The sequence below is a fragment of the Enterococcus sp. DIV0167 genome (assembly GCF_050541555.1).
GTDB lineage: Bacteria > Bacillota > Bacilli > Lactobacillales > Enterococcaceae > Enterococcus > Enterococcus faecalis.
Map to the genome: position 1 here is coordinate 369,528 of NZ_CP172933.1, position 23,937 is coordinate 393,464.

General features: G+C 37.5%; 25 protein-coding genes. 17 read left to right on the forward strand and 8 right to left on the reverse strand.

Translation table 11 applies throughout. The annotated features are described in order from the left end of the window. The first annotated feature begins 89 nt into the window (after positions 1 to 89). The 3 genes from tyrP (at position 90) to IGM09_RS01885 (ending at position 4,312) form a co-directional block, all read left to right on the forward strand. Entirely contained in the window at positions 90 to 1,508 is a 1,419-nt protein-coding gene (gene tyrP, locus IGM09_RS01875; protein WP_002355453.1) for a tyrosine-tyramine antiporter, read from the forward strand. 124 nt (positions 1,509 to 1,632) lie between these two features. Beyond that, a complete protein-coding gene (gene nhaC / locus IGM09_RS01880; protein ID WP_002363118.1) occupies positions 1,633 to 3,039 on the forward strand; it encodes a Na+/H+ antiporter NhaC in 1,407 nt (468 codons plus the stop codon). 355 nt (positions 3,040 to 3,394) lie between these two features. Continuing rightward, a complete protein-coding gene (locus tag IGM09_RS01885) occupies positions 3,395 to 4,312 on the forward strand; it encodes a hypothetical protein (RefSeq protein WP_033624809.1) in 918 nt (305 codons plus the stop codon). Positions 4,313 to 4,364: 52 nt separating this feature from the next. On the opposite strand, the gene IGM09_RS01890 is transcribed toward IGM09_RS01885, so the two are convergent. The 3 genes from IGM09_RS01890 to IGM09_RS01900 form a co-directional block, all read right to left on the reverse strand. Beyond that, complete coding sequence (locus IGM09_RS01890) at positions 4,365 to 4,814, reverse strand: YehR family lipoprotein (RefSeq protein WP_002355456.1); 450 nt, start codon at positions 4,812 to 4,814, stop codon at positions 4,365 to 4,367. A gap of 150 nt (positions 4,815 to 4,964) precedes the next feature. Further along, entirely contained in the window at positions 4,965 to 5,471 is a 507-nt protein-coding gene (locus IGM09_RS01895; RefSeq protein WP_002355457.1) for a phosphatidylglycerophosphatase A family protein, read from the reverse strand. 131 nt (positions 5,472 to 5,602) lie between these two features. Further along, positions 5,603 to 6,556, reverse strand: a complete 954-nt coding sequence (locus IGM09_RS01900; protein WP_002358635.1) for an L-lactate dehydrogenase — start codon at positions 6,554 to 6,556, stop codon at positions 5,603 to 5,605. Positions 6,557 to 6,723: 167 nt separating this feature from the next. Between IGM09_RS01900 and IGM09_RS01905 the strand changes: the two genes are divergently transcribed. Together IGM09_RS01905 and IGM09_RS01910 are read left to right on the forward strand one after the other, a co-directional pair. After that, complete coding sequence (locus tag IGM09_RS01905; protein ID WP_002363122.1) at positions 6,724 to 7,086, forward strand: DUF4809 family protein; 363 nt, start codon at positions 6,724 to 6,726, stop codon at positions 7,084 to 7,086. Between the two features lie 15 nt (positions 7,087 to 7,101). Continuing rightward, positions 7,102 to 7,512, forward strand: a complete 411-nt coding sequence (locus IGM09_RS01910; RefSeq protein WP_002367972.1) for a DUF4809 family protein — start codon at positions 7,102 to 7,104, stop codon at positions 7,510 to 7,512. Between the two features lie 46 nt (positions 7,513 to 7,558). Here the strand turns inward: IGM09_RS01910 and IGM09_RS01915 are convergent, their stop codons facing one another. Then, the gene (locus tag IGM09_RS01915; RefSeq protein WP_010713921.1) at positions 7,559 to 8,386 is read right to left on the reverse strand and encodes a LysR family transcriptional regulator; all 828 of its coding nucleotides are present in this window, start codon (positions 8,384 to 8,386) and stop codon (positions 7,559 to 7,561) included. 141 nt (positions 8,387 to 8,527) lie between these two features. Here IGM09_RS01915 and IGM09_RS01920 point away from each other — a divergent pair, with 141 nt between their 5' ends. Beyond that, positions 8,528 to 9,496: a TDT family transporter gene (locus tag IGM09_RS01920; protein ID WP_002355462.1), complete on the forward strand. Its 969-nt coding sequence runs from the start codon at positions 8,528 to 8,530 to the stop codon at positions 9,494 to 9,496. A 20-nt stretch (positions 9,497 to 9,516) separates the two neighbouring features. Next, positions 9,517 to 10,476: a GDP-mannose 4,6-dehydratase gene (locus IGM09_RS01925; protein WP_033624811.1), complete on the forward strand. Its 960-nt coding sequence runs from the start codon at positions 9,517 to 9,519 to the stop codon at positions 10,474 to 10,476. Between the two features lie 152 nt (positions 10,477 to 10,628). On the opposite strand, the gene IGM09_RS01930 is transcribed toward IGM09_RS01925, so the two are convergent. Continuing rightward, positions 10,629 to 10,979, reverse strand: coding sequence for a winged helix-turn-helix transcriptional regulator (locus IGM09_RS01930; RefSeq protein ID WP_002409129.1), 351 nt, complete (start codon positions 10,977 to 10,979; stop codon positions 10,629 to 10,631). A 111-nt stretch (positions 10,980 to 11,090) separates the two neighbouring features. On the opposite strand from IGM09_RS01930, the gene IGM09_RS01935 reads away from it, so the two are divergent. Both IGM09_RS01935 and IGM09_RS01940 read left to right on the forward strand, forming a co-directional pair. Then, positions 11,091 to 11,708 carry a nitroreductase family protein gene (locus IGM09_RS01935; RefSeq protein ID WP_002355466.1) on the forward strand — a complete coding sequence of 206 codons (618 nt, stop codon included), beginning with the start codon at positions 11,091 to 11,093 and terminating at the stop codon, positions 11,706 to 11,708. Positions 11,709 to 11,895: 187 nt separating this feature from the next. Continuing rightward, complete coding sequence (locus IGM09_RS01940) at positions 11,896 to 12,909, forward strand: lipoate--protein ligase (RefSeq protein ID WP_002389569.1); 1,014 nt, start codon at positions 11,896 to 11,898, stop codon at positions 12,907 to 12,909. A gap of 70 nt (positions 12,910 to 12,979) precedes the next feature. Here the strand turns inward: IGM09_RS01940 and IGM09_RS01945 are convergent, their stop codons facing one another. Further along, positions 12,980 to 13,834 (reverse strand): M48 family metallopeptidase, encoded by an 855-nt coding sequence (locus tag IGM09_RS01945; RefSeq protein WP_002382951.1) that lies wholly within the window; start codon positions 13,832 to 13,834, stop codon positions 12,980 to 12,982. A 182-nt stretch (positions 13,835 to 14,016) separates the two neighbouring features. Beyond that, a complete protein-coding gene (locus IGM09_RS01950; RefSeq protein WP_002409133.1) occupies positions 14,017 to 14,295 on the reverse strand; it encodes a hypothetical protein in 279 nt (92 codons plus the stop codon). A 291-nt stretch (positions 14,296 to 14,586) separates the two neighbouring features. Here IGM09_RS01950 and IGM09_RS01955 point away from each other — a divergent pair, with 291 nt between their 5' ends. The 8 genes from IGM09_RS01955 to IGM09_RS01990 all read left to right on the forward strand — a co-directional run bounded on the left by IGM09_RS01955 (position 14,587) and on the right by IGM09_RS01990 (position 22,022). Further along, the gene (locus IGM09_RS01955) at positions 14,587 to 14,871 is read left to right on the forward strand and encodes a hypothetical protein (RefSeq protein WP_002382953.1); all 285 of its coding nucleotides are present in this window, start codon (positions 14,587 to 14,589) and stop codon (positions 14,869 to 14,871) included. A 4-nt stretch (positions 14,872 to 14,875) separates the two neighbouring features. Then, positions 14,876 to 15,811, forward strand: a complete 936-nt coding sequence (locus tag IGM09_RS01960; RefSeq protein ID WP_002361227.1) for a LacI family DNA-binding transcriptional regulator — start codon at positions 14,876 to 14,878, stop codon at positions 15,809 to 15,811. Between the two features lie 170 nt (positions 15,812 to 15,981). Next, the gene (locus tag IGM09_RS01965; RefSeq protein WP_002355475.1) at positions 15,982 to 16,578 is read left to right on the forward strand and encodes a nitroreductase family protein; all 597 of its coding nucleotides are present in this window, start codon (positions 15,982 to 15,984) and stop codon (positions 16,576 to 16,578) included. A 42-nt stretch (positions 16,579 to 16,620) separates the two neighbouring features. Further along, positions 16,621 to 17,466 (forward strand): VOC family protein, encoded by an 846-nt coding sequence (locus IGM09_RS01970; protein ID WP_002358647.1) that lies wholly within the window; start codon positions 16,621 to 16,623, stop codon positions 17,464 to 17,466. Between the two features lie 128 nt (positions 17,467 to 17,594). After that, the gene (locus IGM09_RS01975) at positions 17,595 to 18,356 is read left to right on the forward strand and encodes a DeoR/GlpR family DNA-binding transcription regulator (protein WP_002375902.1); all 762 of its coding nucleotides are present in this window, start codon (positions 17,595 to 17,597) and stop codon (positions 18,354 to 18,356) included. A gap of 12 nt (positions 18,357 to 18,368) precedes the next feature. Continuing rightward, positions 18,369 to 19,769 (forward strand): M24 family metallopeptidase, encoded by a 1,401-nt coding sequence (locus IGM09_RS01980; protein WP_033624812.1) that lies wholly within the window; start codon positions 18,369 to 18,371, stop codon positions 19,767 to 19,769. Between the two features lie 87 nt (positions 19,770 to 19,856). Next, complete coding sequence (locus IGM09_RS01985) at positions 19,857 to 20,507, forward strand: uracil-DNA glycosylase (protein WP_002355481.1); 651 nt, start codon at positions 19,857 to 19,859, stop codon at positions 20,505 to 20,507. A gap of 174 nt (positions 20,508 to 20,681) precedes the next feature. Next, a complete protein-coding gene (locus tag IGM09_RS01990) occupies positions 20,682 to 22,022 on the forward strand; it encodes an MATE family efflux transporter (protein ID WP_033624813.1) in 1,341 nt (446 codons plus the stop codon). A 24-nt stretch (positions 22,023 to 22,046) separates the two neighbouring features. Here IGM09_RS01990 and IGM09_RS01995 read toward each other — a convergent pair whose 3' ends face one another. Continuing rightward, the gene (locus tag IGM09_RS01995; protein WP_002399760.1) at positions 22,047 to 23,873 is read right to left on the reverse strand and encodes a M3 family oligoendopeptidase; all 1,827 of its coding nucleotides are present in this window, start codon (positions 23,871 to 23,873) and stop codon (positions 22,047 to 22,049) included. Positions 23,874 to 23,937: the final 64 nt, after the last annotated feature.

The following is a 23,937-nucleotide window of genomic DNA, read 5'->3' on the forward strand; positions in this document are numbered from 1 at the left end:
TGGGTAAGAGGCAGTCGAATGACTGTTTTACTCAGCGTATAACAGTCATTCATGCTCCTTATCCAAAATCTTATAAGGAGTGTACAAAATTGGATAAACAACAAGTTAAAAAAATTGAATTAGGTACTTTTATCGGTTTAACAATGGCATTGTGTGCAACTGTACGTAGTATCCCAACACTTGCTGCTGTTGGTTGGACATTAATTTCTTACACAATTTTCGCGGTCTTATTCTTTGCTGGTCCAATCGCATTGATATCTGGTGAATTATCTACGATGCTTCCTCAAGAAGGTGGCCCTCAACTTTGGGTTAAAACTGCCTTAGGTAGCAAATGGGGTTTTGTTGTCGCTTGGTTACTATGGGTGCAAATGTTCCCAGGAATGGTAATGGTTGCTTCTACATTAGGCCCTTTGCTAGGTAATACATTTGGTAATGTTCATTTAGGTGAAAATCATTGGTTCGTATTAGGTTGTATCTTAGTGATTTACTGGATTATTACAATCTTGAACTTGAAATTTGACATGGCGAAAGTTGGCGGAAATATTGGTGTTTGGCTAGGTGTTTACATCCCAGTATTAGTTATGTTTGTTTTAGGTCTTCTTTCAATGATTAAAGTAGGCTTAACACCTGGCGGCTATTTAGGTGCCTTCTCTTGGTCAAAAGTTTTACCAAACTTAGAAAATATGGACACATTTAAATATCTAGCAGGGATTGCGTTTATCTTTGTTGGGATTGAAATGTCTTCTGTTTATATTCCTCGTTTGAAAGATGCAACAAAAAATTATACAAAAGGCGTTTTCATTTCATTAATTGGTTTAGTTTTATTAAACGTTATTAATGCAATGTTTGTTGCTAATATTGTTCCAAATGGCAAAATGGAATTGTCTAACATTACACAACCAATTTTGCTTTATTGTGACGTTTTAGGTTTACCAACAATTATTGGTAATATCTTTAGTTTCATGGTCTTCTTAGGTGTGTTATTACAATTATCTGCTTGGGTTACTGGACCATCAAAAACAATTATTCAAGTTGCTCGTGATGGCTTATTGCCACCAAAATTTGGTTTCCATCGCGAAAATAAATATGGCGTTTCTCGTAACGTTGTGTTAACACAATCTGTGGTTATCTCATTATTCGCTTTACTTTATGGGGTAATGGATGATGTCAACGCTGTATTCTTAACTTTAACAAATGCAACAACAATTATTTATAGTATTGTGTATGTATTGATTGCGATTTCCCTAATTAAATTACGTAAATCTCAACCAGATACACTACGTCCTTACCGAATTGGTAAAAAAGGTAATGGCTTAGCTTATTTAGTGGCAGCAATGTTAATTTTTAGTGTTATCATTGTTATTTTCGCCACATTAGGTACAACAACCGTGACTGATGCAGTCTTAGTTGCATTAATCACTATTGTCATGTTTGTGATTCCGTTAATCATTAATCGCTTTAAAAAAGCAAGTTGGGCAACGGAAGTAAAAGAAGATTTAGGTGAATAAAAAGGCTAGCAATTATTTTGCTGAGTGCCTCTTCATCTGATGACTATAGTAAATTGTCGTTTGGAAACTGAAGCAAGTTCGATTATTGCTTCAGTTTTCGCTTTCCATAAAAGGAGGTTTTCATATGAAATCAACGAAACCCACTGTTTCGTTCGCTGAAAGTTTAGGCATTTTGATTGCCTTGTTAGCGATTCTCGGGTACTTAATTATTGGTCAAAAATTAACCCCTCACATACCGATTCTTTTTGTATTCATGTTGTTGTTGCTTTATGGCAAATGGAAAGGATTTTCTTGGGATGAGATCCACGAGGGCATTGTGGAAGGGATCAAACCAGGGATCATTCCGATTATTATTTTCTTGCTGATAGGTGTCTTAGTTGCTACTTGGATCTTGTCTGGGACGATTCCAACAATTATGGTCTATGGTTTTAAAATTATCTCAGTGAAGTTCTTCTTACCAACCGTTTTTGTGGTCTGTGCACTAGTTGGTGTGACGGTAGGGAGCTCCTTTACGACTGTTTCAACTATGGGGATTGCCTTTCTAGGTATTGGACATATTCTTGGATTCGACAATGCGATGACAGCTGGTGCAGTTGTTTCAGGTGCCTTTTTGGGGAACAACATTTCACCGTTATCTGATACAACAAACTTAGCTGCTGGAATTGGTGGCGTGAACCTTTTTGAACATATACTAAACATGATGTACACTGTTATTCCGGCGTTTATTATTTCGATTGTCGGCTATATCTTCTTGGGACATCAATCTGGTTCGGCGGATTTACAATCGGTTGATGCAATGGTCCAAACGTTACATCAAGGATTCTGGATTTCACCGATTACATTGTTGCCAGTAGCGGTTTTATTCTTATTCGCTTGGAAAAAGGTACCGGCTATTCCAACGTTACTAGTCGGCTCTACAGTGGCGGTCATCTTAGCTTTTATAAATGATCATCACCTAAGTTTAGCGAAAGTTTCTACCATCTTAATGAGTGGTTATGTGGCAGATACAGGGGATCAAAGTATTGATACACTTTTATCTCGTGGTGGGATTGAAAGCATGTTAGGTTCTGCTGCGTTGATTATTTTGGCATTAGGTTTAGGCGGCTTGTTGATTAAGTTTAACATCGTGGCTACTTTAATTGATAAAATTAAAGGCTATGTGAATAATCCAGCCAAATTAATCGCTTTAACTGCCTTAAGTTCTGTGGGAATTAACTTACTAGTTGGCGAACAATATTTGTCAATTATTTTACCAGGGGAAACATTTAAATCCTCATTTACTCGTTTAGGTATTGATAAAAAATATTTAACTCGTACTTTGGCAGATGCTGGGGCGGCAGTCAACTCGTTAATTCCTTGGGGAGTTAGTGGTACCTTCATTATGGGAACGTTAAAAGTTGGTGCACTAGAATACTTACCGTATGCCTTTTTCCCATTGCTTTGCCCTATTATTACCGTCATTCTGGGGATATTCTTAAAAAAACAACAAGGGGAAAACAAAAAAGCACCAGGGACTAACGTTGAATTGTGAGTTTTTTCAGATAATTAAACAATTGGTTACGATTGAACCTCAGTGTCTCTGCTGATTGGTTCAATCGTTTTTTCGTCACAGATTTTTTACAATTCTTCATATAATCTTTGAAGCTCCTTAAAGGCAATTTAATTATTCTAAGTTATGATACAAAGGATCAATCAAATAGGTGGATGAACGTGGTGTTAAACTCATAGAGACTAACAGTAGTTTATTCTTGCTCAATGTTGAGGTGTAGGTTCGAATCCTACCGTCCACTTTCTGTTATTTAAACCAACTAGAACGAAACACAAACAAGTGACGGATACACATGATTAAGGTACAATAGGGGTAGGGAAAACAAGGAGGAATTCTTATGAAAAAGATAGGGCTTATTTCTAGTGCTTTTCTTTTAACCCTTGCTTTAGCAGCATGCGGCGGCGGAAAAAGTACAGAAAATACGGATAGTCGTTCCAGTGCTGCGGAAAGTACCACAGTCGAGAGTACAAAAGCATCTGCTACAAAAGAATCAAGTAGCAAAGCAGCAACGAAATCTAGTGATGCGAAACCGTCAGGAACAACGACAGCTGATTCGAAAGCAACAGCTTCTTCTACGAAGGAAGCGGTAAATAATGGCTCAGCAGAAAAACAATCACCCGCGAAAAATGCGAATCCAGATGACCAAGCCAAGCAAGTGCTTAACCAGCTAGCAAACATGTTTCCTGGTCAAGGCTTACCGCAGGCAATTTTAACGAGTCAAACGAATAACTTTTTAACTGCAGCGACAACTTCACAAGCGGATCAAAACAATTTCCGTGTTTTATATTATGCAGAAAAAGAAGCGATTCCGGTGAATGATGCACGTGTCAATCAGTTAACGCCAATTAGTTCTTTTGAGAAAAAAACATATGGCTCTGATGCCGAAGCAAAAAATGCAGTGAACCAAATCATTGACAATGGCGGTCAACCAGTAGATTTAGGTTACAATATTACTGGGTATAAACAAGGGGCGGCAGGTTCTAGTTACTTATCTTGGCAAGAAGGCAATTGGAGTTTAGTCGTACGGGCCTCAAATATCAATGGTGAATCGCCTGATGATTTAGCGAAAAATGTTGTCAACATTTTGGAACAAGAAACGTTGCCAGCACCGAATACCGTTGGTCAAATCACACTGAACGTGGCAGGAACCACTGACTATAATCGAAACTCAGTAGTTTGGCAAGCCGGTACAGTCGTTTACTCTGTCCATCATTTTGACCCAATTCAAGCAGTGAAGATGGCAACATCAATGTAATTAATAAAAAGAAAGCGTGCGACAATGCCCATTGTCGCACGCTTTCTTTTTATTATTTTTGTTCTGTATAACCTTGTGACTCCACCAATTCTTGGCTTTTCTTCATGCTAATTCCCTTAGAAGAATCTCCATCAATCTGGATACCATCTACTTTTTTGGCTTTATCATAATCAAGTTTTTCATAATTAATCGTCAATTTTTCGATGGCTTGTTTGTCCTCATAGGTCAGTTTGTAATCAAGCCCTTTGATGTCCTCATATTGTTTAGAAACGGGTTCCAACGCTGTTTTTGCCTCTTCTTTTGTAATCCCCAATTTGTCATAAGAAACAATGTTTTTAGCCGTTTGCGTTAAGACTTTATCTCCTTGGTACGTATAGGTTAAGGTGGAATCAATCCCATCTTGTGGCGAACCTACAAAGGTTTTTGTCTCTATTTTTGAACCGCAACTTGCAAGAAAAAATACCCCAATAAAAATTAAAAATACGCGTAAAAACTTTTTCATTTCTAGATAACCTCCTTTAGCTGTTTATTCTTGACTGTAACATAACACGGCAAATAATTACTGTTAAGTAGAAAGCTTGTGAGAAGTCCAGCAAATAAAACTAAATAAAAAAACTTGCCTCTTCATTTTTATGAGAAGAGGCAAGTTTTTTTATTTAGTAATATCACTTAAATCTGGTTGTGAGTGAGCCAATCGACTGGCAGCCGCAGCTGCAATTGCGCCCACGATATCATCCAAGAATGTGTGGACATGTTCGCCATCATGCGCATTTAACTCTTTTAAAATGCCTGGTTTTACCTTGTCGATATACCCATAGTTCGTAAAACCGATAGATCCATAAACATTTACAATGGAGAGCGCCATAATTTCATCAATGCCATAAAGCCCTTCATCTTCCGTTAAAATTTCTTGTAACGGTGAGAGTAGCTTGTTTTCTTCCGCCAGAATATCCAGTTGGACACCTGTAATAATCGCGTTGTGTACTTCACGCTTTGTTAACACGGCATCAACACTTTCTAAACAAGTATCTAATGTTAAATTGTCAATATAATCTTTTTGTAAAAATAACACAAGTTCAGCTAAATCATTCATTGTTACGCCACGTTCTTGCAATAAACGACGTGCGCTATTTTCTAACGTATCTCCTTGGATTACCATTTTTTGTCCTCCTAATTTCTGCTTTAGTTGAAGTTCTTCTTTCATGGTACCAAAAAGAACGATAAAGGGGAATTAGAATCTATTTTGGTAGAGAATAATTTAGTTGAAGTATTATTTTTAGTTAAAAATTACTAAGCGTTCGGTTGTAACGATGCCATCACTTGTTTTAATTGTGTCACTGATTTTTGGAAGAGTTCTTTTTCAGCGGCATTCAGATTCAATTCAATAATGTCAGTCACACCTTGATTGCCAACGACTGCAGGAATCCCTGTAAATACATCTTGTTGCCCATATTGCCCATCTAAGTAAGCTGAGACAGGTAAAATAGCTTGTTCATTATTTAAAATGGCTTTAACAATGCGTGCAGTACTCATACCAATCCCATAATAGGTCGCTTGTTTGCGATCGATAATTTCATAAGCTGTATTTTTCACTTTATCAGAAATGATTGGTAAATCGTCACTAGTTAAGCGCTCTGTCGTATCCACAATTTCTAAAATAGGTTTTGTTCCAATCATGGTATGAGACCAGACAGCCACTTCAGAATCCCCGTGTTCGCCAATAATATAGCCGTGAACATTGCGTGGATCAATCGCTAAACGTTGAGACAGTTCTTTGCGGAAACGAGTTGTGTCCAAAGTTGTACCAGTTCCAATTACTCTTGAAACAGGTAAACCAGAAGCTTGCCAAGCCACATAAGTCAGTACATCGACAGGATTTGAGGCAATCACTAAAATTCCATCAAAACCAGATTTCATGATATTGTTAACAATTGTTTTCATAATTTCTGCATTGATTGAAACCAAATCTAGACGACTTTGCCCAGGTTTTTGATTAGCGCCAGCTGTAATCACGACGATATCGGCATCTTGGCAGTCTTGATAGTCGCCAGCCCAGACGTTTACATTTTCTTGACCCCAAGACACACCATCTAATAAGTCAATTGCTTCGCCTTCAGATTTGGCTTTGTCAATATCAACTAAGATTAATTCATTCGCAATCCCTTGGTTGATCATGGAATAGGCAATACTTGTGCCAACAAAACCAGTACCAATAATTGCGACTTTTTTGTTAAATACTTTCATCGTTCATCTCTTCTTTCTGTAATATTTCTTTCTTAGTGAATTATATCACGAACTTTTTAGGTGTGGTTATACCAATCTGTAATAGTCTTTATTAACAATTTAAATAAGGGAAGCGTGCTTTTTTTGTTATGATAAGAGTAGGAAAATAGAGGAGATAAGGAGGCAAAATGACAACGACAACAGTGTATTATGCAAGCAATAATGAAAAACAGCCGAACCGTTTTCAACTAGTTATCGGTAGCTGTAGCTATGAACTTCCAAAAATAGAAATCTACGAAATCCTGGAATGTGTCGCTTCAGCATATGGCTATCAAAAAGAACCATTCATTGAAGAACAAACAGAATGTTTTGTTAAAGGCAACCGTTGTATACATGTTTCCCAACAAGCGACGACGTTGACTTTTGTTGTGAATGATCTGCGTTTAGTAATGGAAAAACAATGCCGGAATCACGAAGAAGTCTTTCAAGAAGTTAATCATATTTTATTGAATATTTTTGAGGAGACCCCTTGTGTTTTTCTCGAAAAGTAGGAAAGAAGGATTAAGATGAAACAGGTGAAAATAACAACTACCTCAGACTTGATTAATGGCGGCTGCAATGCCTGTCCGAATGTGAAGTGTACGAATTATCTTGTTCATGTAGAAGATGAAACAATTGCGTTAGAAACGCTAACGGTTGCAGATTTAGTAACTTTATTAGCACTCAAAGAAGGGTTTCGTCAAAAATTAGTTATGGAAATGTTCGAAGAATATACGATGTTTGAAAGGGAAACTCATCAAGTTGTATTTAAGGAAGAGGAAACGAGAATTCTTTTTCAATCAAAAAAACAGACCATTCAAAGCACTCTTTTGTGTAAAGAGCCACAACAAGTGTTCCAAGAAACCCAGCAAATTTTACACCAACTATTTGAGTTAGAACCTTTTGAATTTGAATTGGTAGAGGAAACTGATAAATAAAAAACAGGAAAACGATTTAGCGAAAGCTAAGTCGTTCTCCTGTTTTTTAGGCTTGTCGTTCACGAATTTTTTCAACGATTCGGTTATAAACTTCAGAGAAGGAAGTATTGGCATGGTGATCGGTCTGGACAATGAAAATTTTTCGAGAAGCAAAGGACTGATCAATTGGTTGACAAGGGATCTCATCGGAAATAGATAATCGAGAAACAATTGATTGCCCAATGTTATTTTTTAGCAATTGTAACAGGACTTCGTTGTTGTTTAATTCGATAATTGGTAAGTTGATGCTGTGTTCGTTGAGATAAAGCTCATTGAAAAAACGTAAGCCAGAGTTCTTTTCTCTTAAGAGCCAAAATTTTGAAGCGGCATCTCCTGCTAGAACTAGTTGGTCTTCATAAACAATTTCTTTGTGTAGATTTTTGGTTTCAATGGGTTTTTCAATTAGCCCAATGTGGGCATGATTATTTTGAACCATATCCACGACTTCGTTTGAATTCATCAGTTGAATCGAAAAGTTGATGAGTGGAAAAGCGGTAACCAAACTCTCCATAATATCTGGCAATAAATAAATAGCAACTGTATTTGAAGAGGCTATAATGCAGTCTTCTTTAAAATTCTCTTTTTCTGCAGCTTGCGCAAAAGAAGTAGTTAAGCTTTCAATAATCGAGAGCATTTTTGGATATAAAAAATCAGCTTCTTTGGTAGGAATAACCGATTGTTTTCCATTACGATAGAACAGCTTGATCGAAAAGTGTTGCTCTAATTTCTTGATTTGCAAAGAAACAGTTGGCTGAGAAATATACAATTGTTTGGCCGCCGCACTAAAATTTTTGGTTTCATACACAGCAATAAATGTTTTGATCCATTCGAACATAAAATCGCCTCTTTCTATTTACTATCTTAATAGTTGGTATTGCAAATATTTATTTTACAAATATAAATATTTCATTTAGTATAATAACATACTTTTGATTAATATCAATAATAATAAATAAAGACGGAGTGTGACTACATAATGGTAGAAAGTGCGAAAAAATTCTTGCGGAAAGTCCCGATTCCCATTTGCGGACTAATTTTAGGGATGGTTTCTTTGGGGAATTTACTTTATTCCTTGGGATATGCAACAATTGGGACCATTTATTGTGTACTTGGCAGTCTCTTAATGATTTTAGTTATTTTAAAAATTATTTTTACAATGAAACATGCATTAAGCACCTTAGATGATCCAATTATTGCTTCGGTATCACCAACATTTACAATGGCTTTAATGGTTATCTGTGTTTTCTTAGATCGGATATTTACCAATGCTGCTTGGATTAATGTGTTGTGGATTGGCGCAGTGATTTTACATTTTATTTTAATGATTTATTTTGTAGCGGTGCATATTTTTCCAACAAAAATCGAACTGGAACATATTTATCCAAGCTGGTTTATTACGTTTGTCGGCATTGGCGTTATTCCTAATACTTCTCAATTGTTTATCAATGAGTTGGGAAAAATTGTTTTTTGGGTAGCGTTGTTCTTTTATTTACTCTTGTTACCAATTTTAATCAAGAGAATTACGAAGTCGAAAGAAATGCCTGAATCGACCATTCCTTTATTGACGATTATGACAGCGCCAGGTTCGTTATGTTTAGCTGGCTATATTTCAATGGGTGGTCATTTGTATATGCCATTAGTTGTTTTCTTGCTAATTTTATCTCAATGTATTTATGGGATTGTAGTTGTGAATCTATATAAAATTATGCAAGTGACATTCTATCCAAGTTATGCTGCCTTTACATTCCCATTAGTGATTTCTGCGACAGCATTAGTCAAAGTTAAACCTTTATTTGCAGAAAAGGTAGGCCTAACGAGTCTGCTAAATATTTTGTCTACTTTTGAACTTTTATTAGCTGTGGCTATTGTAAGTTATGTGTTCATTCGATATTGCATTTTTTTATTCCAAAGAGAAAATAACACGAAAAAAGTGGAATTAAATTAAAAAAGAGAGGAAGCAAAGAGGTGAAGAAACTATTAATTACTGGAGGAGCTGGCTTTATTGGTTCTAATTTGGCTAATTTTTATAGTCAACAGTATCAAGTTTTTGTGATTGATGATTTGTCCATGGGGCGAGTGTCAAATTTGCAACAAACTGAGCAGTTGGTTTTTATTAAAGGAAGTGTGACGGATCAGCAATTATTGGACGAAGTACTTTCAAAGCATTCGTTTGAGTATATCTTTCATCTTGCGGCCGTGGCAAGCGTGGCAAGTTCTGTGGCACAGCCTCTAGAGACCCACGAGGTCAATTTTTTAAGTGTATTGAAAATATTGGAATCAATAAAAAAATATCAAAAAGAGCTCAAACGTTTTGTTTTTGCTTCGTCGGCAGCCGTTTACGGTGCAGAGCCAACGTTGCCTAAAAGAGAAACTTCGGTGATTTGCCCTTTGAGTCCCTATGCTATTGATAAGTTTGCTGCTGAACGTTATGTTCTCAATGAATACCATTTACACGGGGTACCCACGAGCGCAGTTCGCTTCTTTAACGTCTATGGTCCCAATCAAAATCCTTCTTCACCCTATTCTGGTGTCCTGTCCATTTTGATGGATCGTTATATCCAGTTAGAACAAGGGCAAGCGAGCCAATTTCAAATATTTGGAGATGGTCAGCAAACACGTGACTTTATCTACATTGAGGATGTCCTAACTGCATTAGATTTAGTAGCAACCAAAAGTGAAGCGTTGGGACACGTTTATAATGTGGGTACCGAAGTTGCCATTTCCCTTAATCAATTAATTGAAGAAATGAACCAATTAGTGGGACTTTCTTTGCCAGTTTCTTATCAAAAGGAACGAGATGGCGATATAAAATATTCTCTTTCAGATAGTTCTGCTTTGAAAGGCTTAGGTTTTTCACCCGTTTATTCAATTCAAGAAGGACTTCAAAAATATCTTAAGTTTACCCATAATACCCAAAATAGATAAAAAAAGAGCCTGGGACAAAAATCACTTTGGATTTTTGTCCCAGGCTTAAAAATTGATAAACGGCGGGAACAGAAGCAACTCCTTCGGAAATAAGCCGAAATTCTCCAAAAATTATAGAACAATTTTCGGAAATTCCTTCTTATTTCTCGGAGTTAAACACTTCTGTCCCGACCTCTTTTTTGTGCAAATGTTTCGCCCCAATGGCAAAGTGAAGAGAGGGCATCGTAAAGAGCATATCCTTCCGGAGTGAGCGTATATTCCACACGCGGGGGTAGTTCGTTAAAGGATTCTCGATGGACTAGGCCATCTTTTTCCATTTCTCTCAAGCGATCTGTCAGGACGCGCTGAGTGATTCCGTCGAGCGCACGCATCAATTCACCGTTGCGCTTGGTTCCTTGGAATAATTCATCCATTAATGATAATTTCCATTTGCCGTTAATGGTGGAAAGGGCTAAGTTGATACTGGTTTGTTTATCAGTGGTCATAGTTTCTCCTTGTGACACGTAATGGTTACTTTTTTCTTCCTAGGTGAATAAAAAGTGCGTACTTTTTTTCTCCATCATAGTGAGTAATAATAACTATGTCAAGTAAGGCAAGAGGAAGGAAGAAGAAATATGATGTATCAAGATGTTGTTCGCAGCCGCCGCTCAGTTCGGGATTTTATGCCAGATGTTGAGATTCCTAAAGAGGAATTAATGGCCATAATTGAGGAAGCGATGTTCGCGCCAAATAGTACCAATTTAAATTCATGGCGTTTTTTAATTGTCACAGAAAAAGAACAAAAAGAGGCCCTTTACGAAGTTTCGATGCAACAACCAGCAGTTAAAGGGGCAGCGGCGGTGATTATTTTATTAGGTGATTTGACTGCTTATACAGTGGCCAATGCAGATGAAATCAGTGCTAAAGCTGTCGCACAAGGAACGATGACGGAAGAAATTCGTCAAGGAATTAATGAAAATGTTTCTTGGTACTATGATGTTAGCGAAGAACAAAAAAGAGAGTGGCTAATGTTAGACCAAGGCTTAGTTGCGATGCAGCTGATGCTTTCTGCAAAAGATCGAGGCTATGATACTGTGGCGATGTCTGGTTTTGAAACAGAAGCTGTTCGCAAGTTATTTAATATTGAGGATCATTTAGTGAACGGACTGATTATTCCGATTGGCAAAGCTCAAACACCCGGCTTTGAAACAGTCCGACGAGATGTTTCAGAAGTAGTAACTTGGTTAGACTAAAAAGCTAAACAGTTCTGTAATTGCTGTTTATTAGATTTTGAGCGTGGAACAAACATCCAAAGTGATTGTTGTCCCACGTTCGTTTTTTTGTTGATCATCCGCTTTTGAGAATGGCCAGAGAAGACGTTTAGTGAACCAATTTTGAAAGAAAGTGATACACTAGAAGAAAAAGAAGTGGGGCGACCTTATGCGTTATGTCATAATGCAGTCACGAGATATTCGTGAAAATTTAGCAACGGAAGATTATCTATTAAACACTCTCTCTTTTGAAGAGCCCTTAGTATTGTTTTATATTCAGGAACCCTGTGTTATTTTAGGCCGAAATCAAAATGCTTATGAAGAAATTGACTTAGCTTATGCTAGAGAGAAGGGAATCGTTATTACTCGCCGTTTATCGGGCGGTGGTGCTGTTTATGATGATCTCGGGAATGTCAGCTTTAGTTTTGTTGTTCAGGAAGGACATCAAGCTTTTGGGGATTTTAAAGCGTTCACTAAACCAATTATTGAAGCATTACATAAAATGGGCGCAACGGGGGCCGAGATTAGCGGTCGCAATGATTTATTAATTGATGGGAAAAAATTTTCTGGCAATGCCATGTATACAAAAAAGGGGAAGATGTATACTCATGGTACCTTGATGTATGATGTTGATTTGGCAGAAGTTCAACGTGTCTTAACTGTTTCTAAGAAAAAAATTGAATCAAAAGGGACAAAATCTGTTCGGGGACGCGTAACCAATTTACGGCCGTACTTAGACGAAAAATATCAACAATTAACCATTGAGGAATTTCGCAATCGTTTACTGATGGAGCTCTTTGATGTCGAATCTCTAACTGAAATTGCGGAGAAAGAATATGTCCTAACCAAAGCAGATCAACAGGAAATTAGGAAATTGGTCGCTGAAGTGTATGGCAATGAAGCTTGGATTTTTGGTGAAGCGCCTAAATTTACGATCAAAAAAGAAGAAAAGTTTAAAGGCGGCATCGTGGATGCACGTTTGACTGTTGAAAAAGGTAAAATAATTGAGTTAACGATTTATGGTGATTACTTTGCCAAAAAAGAAACAGCGGAAATCGTTGCAGCTTTATTAGGTGTGGACTATCAGTATTCATCAATTTGGCAAGCATTAGCAGCGTTTAACTTTGAAGACTACTTTGTAAATATCACCAAAGAAGAATTTGTTCATTTATTGGTGGATTAATAAACGTGCTGGGACAAAAGTTAAAGAATCTTTTGTCCCAGCACGTTTATTTAATGATGGTTGGCTCTTGCTAGAAAAATTTCCCATGAACATCCCAATTGCCAGTATCTTTGGCTTTTTTCAATGTTTGCATTCGACGGAAGCCAACAGGATGATCGGATAAGAAGTTACTCAATTTAAGCCAGATGGTATCATCATGTAAATCAATACTGTGAAAGTATTCTTCTAAATCCACACGACTGCCCATGTATTTTCCTGAAAATAAATAAATCATACTTAAAGCACCTTCTTCGGCGTAGTATAAACCTGCGCGATCAGCGGTATATTCTTGCGTTCTTGTAAAACTTTTATCTAACGCAACTGGTTTCAAAATAATGGATAACATTAGCCGCCATAAATTAGTGTGTCCACATTTATGGTGTCCTAGCTCGTGTGCCAAAATAAAGCGAATCAGCGAAAAATCGCCTGTATTGTACGCGATATCCAACAAATCACTGTGAATGACAACATAGCGTCTGTGTAAAGAGCATTTTGCCGCAAAAGCGTTTAAGACACCATTCCCGTTGATTAAATAAAGACGTGGCATCCTTAATTTTTTAGTGCCAAAGCCCATTTCTTTTGCTAAATCAATATACAAGGAATAAATTTCTGGTAATTGATTTTCTGTAATTTCCACTCCGTTAGAAGCAGTGTCCATGTACATATAACGAATGGTAAAAAAAGCAATGACTGGCGCAATTGGTGCAATTAAGACAATTAATAACCAGTCAGGAATCGGCAAATCACTCAATATTAATAAGGCAACTAACCCCAATGCGAAAAACAATAAAACAAAACCAATGATAATCATTGGTACTTCAAAACGATAACGTAACTTAGCAACAGAAATTTCTTTCTTTTTTTCCTGCGGTTGACACATAAACATTCCTCCCCAAACATTTCCCAAACACTTTTTCAAATAAAATGACTTACCTGTTACTTCTAATATACCATTGGTTAATCGATAATGACAATGGTGGGAACTTGAATAAAGGTAATTATATCAAGTGATTAATGAAAGGGACTCGTTGTACGCAGGGAATTGGTCTATCTTGATTAAATAAAATTTTAATAATCTAACTGTTTTAGACGTAATAAAGTAGTTTCTGGAGTTAATTTTTTAATAACATATAAACGCAAAATTGCATGTTCAATTTTTTGTTCTTCTGGCGATAGCTCCGAATTTATATAGGATAACTTCTCGATTAAATAGGTTAAAAATGAGCCAGCACCTTGGCTGCCCACTAAAAAGCCAATTTCTTCCGTTTCGGTTAATTGTTGTTTTTTTAAGTGGTAAATTTCTTGTGCAAGTGCCCTCGAGGCTGAGACAAAAGTGTTTAGCTCCAAGAAATAAGAAGAAATTTTTGAAAGTTGCTTTTTGACTTTCGAGGAATTTCAGCTTATTTCCGAAGGAGCTACTTTTGTTCAGCTGATTATCTTAAAAGTTATAAAAGAGTTTGCTTGTTCAAATTTGTTAGTAAGTCGCTTTTTGTTGCTACTGTAACAGTTTCCATTGCACTCATCCTTTGCTTTTATATGATACATCTAGTATAACATGGTCTCACTTTTTTTTATTTTTCCTCTTGCTCTGGTACGCGTTTCATAAGGTAAGATATGTGTATCAAAATATTGGAGGGCATGAAAATGAATGTTATAGTGGAGATAAGCGATAGACTTGGTATGGATTACTATTTTGTCTCGGTGACTACGACGGCCAAAAGTCTGCAGTTAGATAGTCCCAAAAAATACTATAAGATTTGGCATCAAGAAATTCCGTACCATCAGATAACGGAGTGGCACTTGACACAGCAGGAGGATATTCAGGAAATTTCTTTTGCTTGGCAGGAGACCTTTTATCGTTTTGTTGATTACGGGACAGGGATTGTGCCTTATTTAACTCAATTTTGTAAAGTAATGAGGTGAAAGTATGACAACAATTCGAGAAATTGCGCGCCTTTCAGGATCTTCAGTTACGACTGTTTCGCGTGTGATTAATCATCATCCGTATGTTTCTGAAGAAAAACGACTGAAAATCCAAGCAATTATCGATGAGTTGGGCTATAAGCCCAATATATTAGCGAGAAATCTTAGCTTTGGGAAAAGTAATACATTAGGTGTCATGGTTCCTTATACGAATCAACCTTATTTTGATGCTATTTTAAGTGGGATTATCCACCAAGCATTTCAACAAGGGATGATGGTCAGTTTATTACCAACGGATTATGATAAAGAAGTTGAAAAAAGTTACTTGGAAAAAATGGCCACGGGTGCGTTTGATGGCATGATTGTTTTGTCAAAGGCAAATCCTTTAAGTGTGTTTGCTCCATATAAAGAGCAAGTTGTTTTTTGTGAAAAAATAGAAGACCCTAGTTATGCTAGTATCTATATCGATCGTTTAACCGTTTATCGGCGGGTTTTCCAAGCATTGAAACAACAAGGATGTAGTGAAGTGGCAATTACGATTAACCGTGCACCAGAAAAAAGTACAAGCGCACGCTATTTAGTTGACGCATATCAGGAAATTTATGGAGCGATTCCTGAAAATCGGTTATTTAAGGACTGTTTAACCTATGAAGATGGGTGTGAAGTAGGACGTCACTGTGGGCAAGATCCAACGCTCCAAGCGGTTGTGACCAACGGTGATGAAATTGCCGCAGGGATTCAAGCCGTTATTGAAAGACCACTCTTTTTAGTGGGACAGGAGCAAACTTTATTAAGTGAAATTTTAAATTTTTCAACAATCTGTCATCCATTAATGGAGTTAGGGGAAAAAGCCACACACTTATTTCAAGAAAAACGGCCGAAAACGATTCAATTGACTTCTACATTTATTAATCGACAACCAGATTTTTCTTTTTCTTAGAAAAAAGCTGGTTGTTTTTTCTTTGGTAGAATAAGGTTTTTCACTAAAAAATAAAAAAACTTACAAAAAGTAAGACAAAAAGCTTTACTTACTTTTAGTAAGGTAGTATAGTAAGCATGTAAACAAAATTAAATGAATTTACTGAGGAAATTCGAAAGGATGAACATATTATGTCAAAATTTACTGAAATGATGAAAAACCGTCGTTCAATCTATGCTTTAGGAGAAAACTTACCAATTTCAAAAGAAGAAGTAACTGCTTTAGTAAAAGAAGTTGTTAGAGAAAGTCCAACAGCTTTTAACTCTCAAACACAACGCGTTGTGTTCTTATTCGGCGATGCTCACAAAAAATTATGGGCAATGACTGAAGATGCCTTAAAACCATTAACTCCAGCAGAAGCATTTCCAAACACACAAGCTAAATTACAAGGTTTTGCAGCTGGTGCGGGCACAATTTTATTCTTTGAAGATACAGATATCGTGAAAAACTTACAAGATAGCTTCCCATTATATGCGGATAACTTTCCTGTTTGGTCTGAACAAGCAACTGGTTTAACACAAGCGAACGTTTGGACTGCCTTAGCGCAAGAAAATATTGGCGCAAACTTACAACACTACAACCCAGTCATTGACGAAGCGGTTGCTGCAGAATGGTCAATTCCTGCAAACTGGAATTTACGTGCACAAATGGTTATTGGTTCCATTGAAGCGCCAGCTGGCGAAAAAGAATACATGGAAGATAGTGCTCGTTTTAAAGAATTCAACTAAATCATTGCTTTAGTAAAACGAAGAGGAAAGGAGTGAAAGCAAATGGTTCAAGCATTACCAAGTAATATTGGGATTCAACAAGTCACTTTGAAAGTGGCTGATTTAGATAAAATGGTAAACTTTTATACGAAAACAATTGGCTTAAAACTTTTAAAACAAGGAGAGGGACGTGCTTGGCTAGCGCCACAAGGCACCAACGATGCAATTCTTGTCTTAAAAGAACTAACAGCTGGGGAAGAAAATCAGGGTACCACTGGCTTGTACCATATTGCTTTCCTGCTACCAACCCGCAAAGATTTAGGCAATATGTTGCTGTGGCTTTTGCAGGAAAATGTGCAAATTGGCGCAGCAGATCATGGCTATAGTGAAGCCCTTTACTTAAGTGATCCAGAAAATAATGGCATCGAAATTTATTGGGATAAACCAGAAGAAGTCTGGGATATTCGTCCAAATGGTGAAATTATCGGTGTGACAGAAGAATTAGACGGTGATAGTTTAGCTGCAGAAGCTGACGGTCACTGGCTAGGAATTTCCGAAGGTTCTAAAATTGGGCACATTCATTTGAAAGTGGCCGATTTAGATGCCACTGAAACGTTCTATAAAAACTTAGGGTTTGGCTTAAAGTCTAACTTTGGTCAACAAGCGAAGTTTTTTGCAGCGGGTCAGTACCATCATCATATTGGGACAAATACATGGAGCGGCAAACAGCTGCCAACGATTCAAGAAAATCAATTTGGCTTAGAAAATTACACCTTCCGTTTGCCAACTGCGGCAGATTTAGAGATAGTCCAAGCCAATGCGGAAGAAGCAAAGTTACATTTTATTGCCAAAGATCATTTACTTGCGTTAGAAGATCCTAGCGGCATGATTATTCAATTTACCTATTAAAACCACTCTCAAACTAGCCCTTCGTTAGAAAATGAAGGACTAGTTTTTTTGTCTTTTTTGCATTATTTTGCATTTGTTTGCAAAATAATGCAAAAGATGCTATCTTTACTTAGAAGAGGTGAGGAAGCATGTTGATTGAAGAACGTTTAGCCAAGATTCAAAAAATAGTGAATGAACAAAAAAGTATTTCCATGGAAGCGTTAGCGGAGCAAGTCTCCGTTTCAAAAGATACTATTCGACGAGATTTAATTCGTTTAGAAAAGGAAGGACATTTAAAGAGAACGCACGGTGGCGCTATCTCAGTGCAGTCTGAAGCAACTATTTATGATTATGCTCAACGAATAATGAAGCATCCAGAGAAAAAACAAGCCATTGCCCAAAAAGTTTGGGCAAATATTCCCAAACAAGCGTCCATTTTTTTTGATTCATCAACCACGGTGGAAGCAGCTATTCGAGCGATGGAAAATAGTCCGATTCACGCGATCACGAACTCTCTCAGTCATGCGCTACTTCTAGCGCAAATGGATCAGACAAAAATTACAGTATTACCTGGGCAACTGCATAAACAACAACTCTTTTTGTTTGGGGCAGAAACAGTCGCTAAGGTTGGGGAATTTGCCCCTGACTATACATTATTAGGTGTGTTTGCGTTATCTGAACAAGGATTATTTATTCACACAGAAGAAGAAGGTCAAGTCAAACGGCGAATGATTCAACAAGGCAAACAAGTCATTGCCTTAGCCGACCAAACGAAATTAAACAAAACGGGTTTATTTAAAATTTGCGAATTAACAGAAATTGATTGTTTAGTGACAGATACACGACCTGATGAAAAATTCTGTGAGCAGTTAGCGCAAGCAGGCGTAACGTTGATTGTCGCAGATGAATAATGGAGGATAATAATGAAGCGAAAAATTAATTATACACATATTGCTGAACCTACTGTTTTTGAGAATGTTTTTCCAACGTATTTGACGAATGAAACGATGATGGCGCGTAAGCAGAAAGTATTACAACGAATGGAAACAGAAAAATTCGATCAATTGGTCTTCTATGCAGACAAAGAGCATGGCAGTAATTTTGAATACTTAACTGGCTTTATTCCGAGGTTTGAAGAAGGACTCCTTGTGTTAAATAAGGATGGTGCGGCGACAGTTATTTTAGGCAATGAAAATTTAAAACTGTGCCAACATGCCCGCATCTCAGCCGATTTAATTCATTATCCAGCTTTTTCGCTACCGAATCAACCAATGGCTGGGGAACAAAAGTTGTCGCAGATTTTTGAAACGCTTCTCGATGAAACTGCTCAAAAAATAGGTATCGTTGGGTGGAAAATGTTTACAACACAACAGCAAGAACCTGCTACGATGTTTGATGTGCCACATTTTATTGTCGAAGCACTGAAAAAAGCGCTGCCGAAAGAAGCTCGTTTACTAAATGGGACCCACTTATTGATTGGAGCAAAGGGGGCCCGCACAACAAATAATGCTAACGAATTGGCGCACTATGAATATGGGGCGAATTTGGCTTCTCGCAGTATGTTAAAGGCCTTAAATGCAATTGAAATAGGACAGCGTGAAACGGACATTGGGGCTTTGTTAAATGATGAAGGTCAAACGCCGACGGTAGTAACCATTGCGGCAACTGGTCAACGTTTTGAATATGCAAACATGTATCCGACTGCCAAAGAAATTCAGTTAGGTGATGCCTTATCATTAACTACAGGCTACAAAGGCGGCTTGTCTAGCCGAACAGGTTTTGTTATTGAAAACGAGCAGCAATTGCCAGAAGCGCAACGTGATTATTTAGAACGCGTAGCAAAACCCTATTTTCAAGCTGTCGTTCACTGGCTTGAAACCATTCGAATCGGACTGTTAGGGCGAGAAATGTACCAAGCGATTGAAGAACAGTTACCAAAAGAAATCTATCACTGGCATTTGAATCCTGGGCATTTAGTTTCGGATGATGAATGGATGTCGTCGCCTATTTATCCAGATTCAGCCATTCGCTTGGAAAGTGGCATGCTCTTTCAAGTGGATATTATTCCTTCTGTACCTGGTTATACAGGGGTGAGTGCAGAAGAATGTGTGGCTTTGGCTGATGAAACACTGCAAAAAGAGATTCAGCAAACTTATCCAGACATGTGGCAACGGATTACGACACGCAAAGCCTATTTAAAGGAGACATTGAAGATTGACTTACCAACGGAGGTTTTACCAATGTCTAATTTAGTTGGTTACTTACGGCCTTTTTATTTAGCTAAAGACAAAGCTTTGTGTGTAGAAAAACCAGCGCTTAAATGAATAGGCTCCTTTTTTTGAGTTTCTTTTGGGCCTTATTTATAATCAATATAGCGAAGGAAGAATACCAGAAGAGAGGCGTGATGGTAAATGCACTATCCTGAACATCTGAAAAAAGCAGTTTTAGCTAAAGCGAAAGACTTACCATTAGAAGGTTTTGTGGAAGGTCAAGGTCCGCAACAGCCAAAAGTGATGCTGATTGGGGAAGCCCCTGGAAAAGAAGAAATTAAAGAAAACGTACCATTTATAGGGCGTTCAGGTCAATTGTTGATGGAACAATTACAACAAGTTGGCTTAAGTCGTGAAACGGTGTATATCACCAGTGCGGTTAGGAGTCGGCCTTTTTCTGTAAAAACGAAGCAGATTGCAAAAACGGGAGAAAGAGTAACCAAGTTTCCTAATCGAACGCCCACCAAAGAAGAAATCAAAATTTTTGCGCCTTTGCTTGATTGGGAAATCGCTGTTTGCCAACCTGAACTAATTTTGACACTGGGGAATATTGGGTTGCAACGACTTTTAGGACCAAAGCCAACAATCACTGCAGTGCACGGAACGGTCATTCAGTCGCCCATTCAAACATTTGATGAGCAATCACAAAACTATCATTGGACGCAGAAAACCTATCAAATCATTCCACTCTTCCATCCAGCGGCTGTCTTTTATAATTATCGTTTAAAAGAAGTCGTGAAAGAAGATTGGCAAGTGGTTCAAAAACAACTGCAACTGCTTAAGAAAGTTTAAAATGAGAAAAATAGAAGGATGGTTGTTTTTTCGAAGAGAGAATGCTACCCTAGAAGTATCAATAAATAGACAGATTATTTAATCGCTGGGTTGAATAATTGAAGGATTCTGATTTTTGCGTAAGCCTTGAAGCAAAAAGAATGAGTCCTTTTTTTGTTAGAAGGAGATTTGGGTATGGAGCAAACACAGCAAAACCATTTTACTGCGTTGTTTTATAAAAATGTTCTGTTAGGAATTTTAAGTATGGCGGCGCAATCAATTTTTATTTTGGCGGACACATTTTTCATTGCAAATGGGATCGGCACCGAGGCATTGGCGGGGCTTAACATTGTCTTACCACTCGTTAATATTATTAATGGATTAGGTTGGATGTTTGGCGTTGGCGGCGCTACGTTGTTTTCGACCACGGTTGCGCAAAAAGAAATCAAAAAAGCCAATCAGTATTTTAGTTTAACGATTGGGTTAGTTTTCGTTATAGGGAGTCTCTTTACTTTAGCGAGCTTGATTTTTTCCGATCAAATTATTCGGGGACTTCAGGGGACCGGTGTCTTGTTTGGTTTGGCAAAGGAATATTATATGATTTACCTTAGCTGTTCATTATTATTTATTTTAAACAATTGCCTGATTACTTTTTTAAGAAATGACCATAATCCTCGTTTGGCAACGATTGCTTTTGTCAGTGGGGGAATTGTCAATATTATTTTGGATTATGTCTTTATTTATCAATTTGGGTGGGGCATGGCAGGCGCGGCCATTGCAACGGTGATGTCACCGTTAACAAGCTTAATCCTGATTACGTTGCATAAGTGGTCGCCGCAACGAGTTTTACGTTTTGAAAAGTTTAAAGTGAAATTTCAGGATGTTCGAGAAATTATGTCGATTGGTTTTTCTTCCTTTTTAAATGAATTTTCTTCGGCCTTTGTCATGTTTTTATTTAATATTGTTTTGTTAAACTTAGTTGGTCATGTGGCGATTTCAGCTTATGCGATTGTTGCCAATCTCAATATTATTGTGATTGCCATTTTTACAGGGATTGGGCAAGGGGCGCAACCATTACTCAGCCGATACTATGGTTTAGGGGAAACGAAGGTGTTGCGTAAATTTGTTAAACTTAGCTTTATTACGTATTTGGTTGCCGGCTTCCTGTTCTTTTTAATCAGTCAAGTGTTTACGGGACAAATTATTGAGGTCTTTAATAGCGAAGGGAACGACCAGTTGGCGCAAATTGCTAGGACAGCCATCCGCTTATATGCGATTTCCTTCTTGTTTACAGGATTGAATTTTATGGGGATTTATTACTTTTCGGCAGTTCGTAAACCGAAAATGGCACTAATGATTTCCTCTTTGCGTGGGTTCTTTTTAATTGTGCCAGTTTTATTTATTTTGGTGAAATTACTAGGATTAACCGGTGTTTGGTTAGCCATGCCTGTGGTTGAATTTGTTACGTTTGGACTAATGCTTGTGGGCTACCTTGCGTATCGAAACTATTTGAAAAAAAGAGAAACAGTAACCTGATGTTGGTTACTGCTTCTTTTTTGCTTAGTTTACATAGTTTTCAGTTAAAGTCATGAATTGTTCCACATCTTTTAGGACTTGATCAATGCCGGCTTGCCAGAAATCAGGTTTTGTTAAGTCAACATTTAAATGTTTTTTCGCTAATTCTTCGCTTGTCATCGAAGCAGTGTCTCTTAATAACGCAATGTATTGGTCTTCAAAAGAGCTGCCTTGTTGATTGGCATACGCATAGATACCCATGCTGAATAGATAGCCAAAAGTATATGGGAAATTATAGAAAGGCACATCATCAATAAAGAAGTGCAATTTGCTCGCCCAGAAATGAGGATGATAACTGCCAAGACTATCTTTGTAGCTTTCTTTTTGCGCCGCTAACATTAATTCAGTAATATCTTCTTCCGCTACTAAACCTTTTTGGCGCGCTTGATAAAAATTATTTTCAAAGATAAAACGTGCATGAATGTTCATAAACATGGCAATGGCATTTTGCATTTTTGTGTCTAAAAGGTTAATCTTTTCAACGTCTGATTTGGCCTCTTTTAAGGTAGCGTCAGCAACAATCAATTCTGCAAAGGTACTAGCTGTTTCTGCTACGTTCATGGCATACTCTCGATTCAATGAAGGTAAATCCCACATCACGCTACTATGGAAAGCGTGACCTAATTCATGGGCTAAAGTAGCTACTTCGTTGATTGAATTGCCAAAGGTCATGAAAATCCGCGACTCTTGTGTTTCAGGTAATTCTGTACAATAACCCCCAGGACGTTTGCCTGGACGATCTTCAGCTTCAATCCAACTTTTTTCAAAAGCCATTTGGGCAAAATCGGCCATTTTCGGACTGAATTTACGGAAATTTTCTAAAATAAAGGCAGCGGCTTGATCAAAGGAATACGTTTTTTCTTCTAAATCACCTAAAATAATTGGTGCATCTTGGTCTTGCCAATCCATTTTTTCTTTGCCGAATAATTGCGCTTTGCGCGTTAAAAAGTCGACGAATGGTTGTTTATTTTTTTGGATGGTTTCCCACATAACCGTTAATGTTTCTTGACTCATTCGATTATAGTTTAAGGGATTTTCTAAATAATCTGTAGTGCCATGCAATTTGTAATCAGATAAACGGAACCCATCTAAGTGATTTAGGGTGTCTGCTAAAATTGAAGCTTTGCCACTCCAAGCTTTCTCCCATGCTGTAAACAAACGTTGACGAACCTCTTTGTCAGGATCTCCCATCATGCGGTTAAAGGCTTGGCCTGCAGATAGTTCTGTCACAGAGCCATCTTTTTCTTCAAAAGGAATCACGATGGAAGCAACAATCGTATCGTAATGTGTACTCCAAGCATTTAACCCATCTAGAGAAAGCGTATTGATGATATTTTCTTCTTGTTCGGAAAGCAGTTTTTTTCCATCACGGCGTAATTCATTTAAGCGAAAAGCCATTGTTTTAAACGGTTCTTCGGCTAACAGGGCTTGCCAATGTTCAGCTGAAATCTCGGTGATTTTTTTAGTAAAAATGGTTTCAGCTAATTGAATCGCTGGCAACAGATTGTATAAATCGCCTGATAAAATTTTGGCCTTGGTATCATTAGTATTAGCAGAAATTAAAGCAGTTAAAAAACTATTACATTGTGAAAAGCCATTTGAGATTTTCCCTTGTAACGTTAAGATTTCAGCAAATTGTTCTTTGCCTTGGGCACTTTCTGGTGTCCATTCTGTGATTAATTGATGGTACTCTTTTGTTTGTTCGGTTAATTGAGTCATTCGTTGGCTAAGTTCTTTGGACTCGCTCCCATTGGGGAAAATACTGTCTAAATCCCATGTAATAGAATAGGTCATATCCAATCCTTCTTTCATTTTTTTCTTTTCAGTATATCATAAGACCTAAGAGAAGTTGTTTCTTTTTCCCTCGAAACCGACT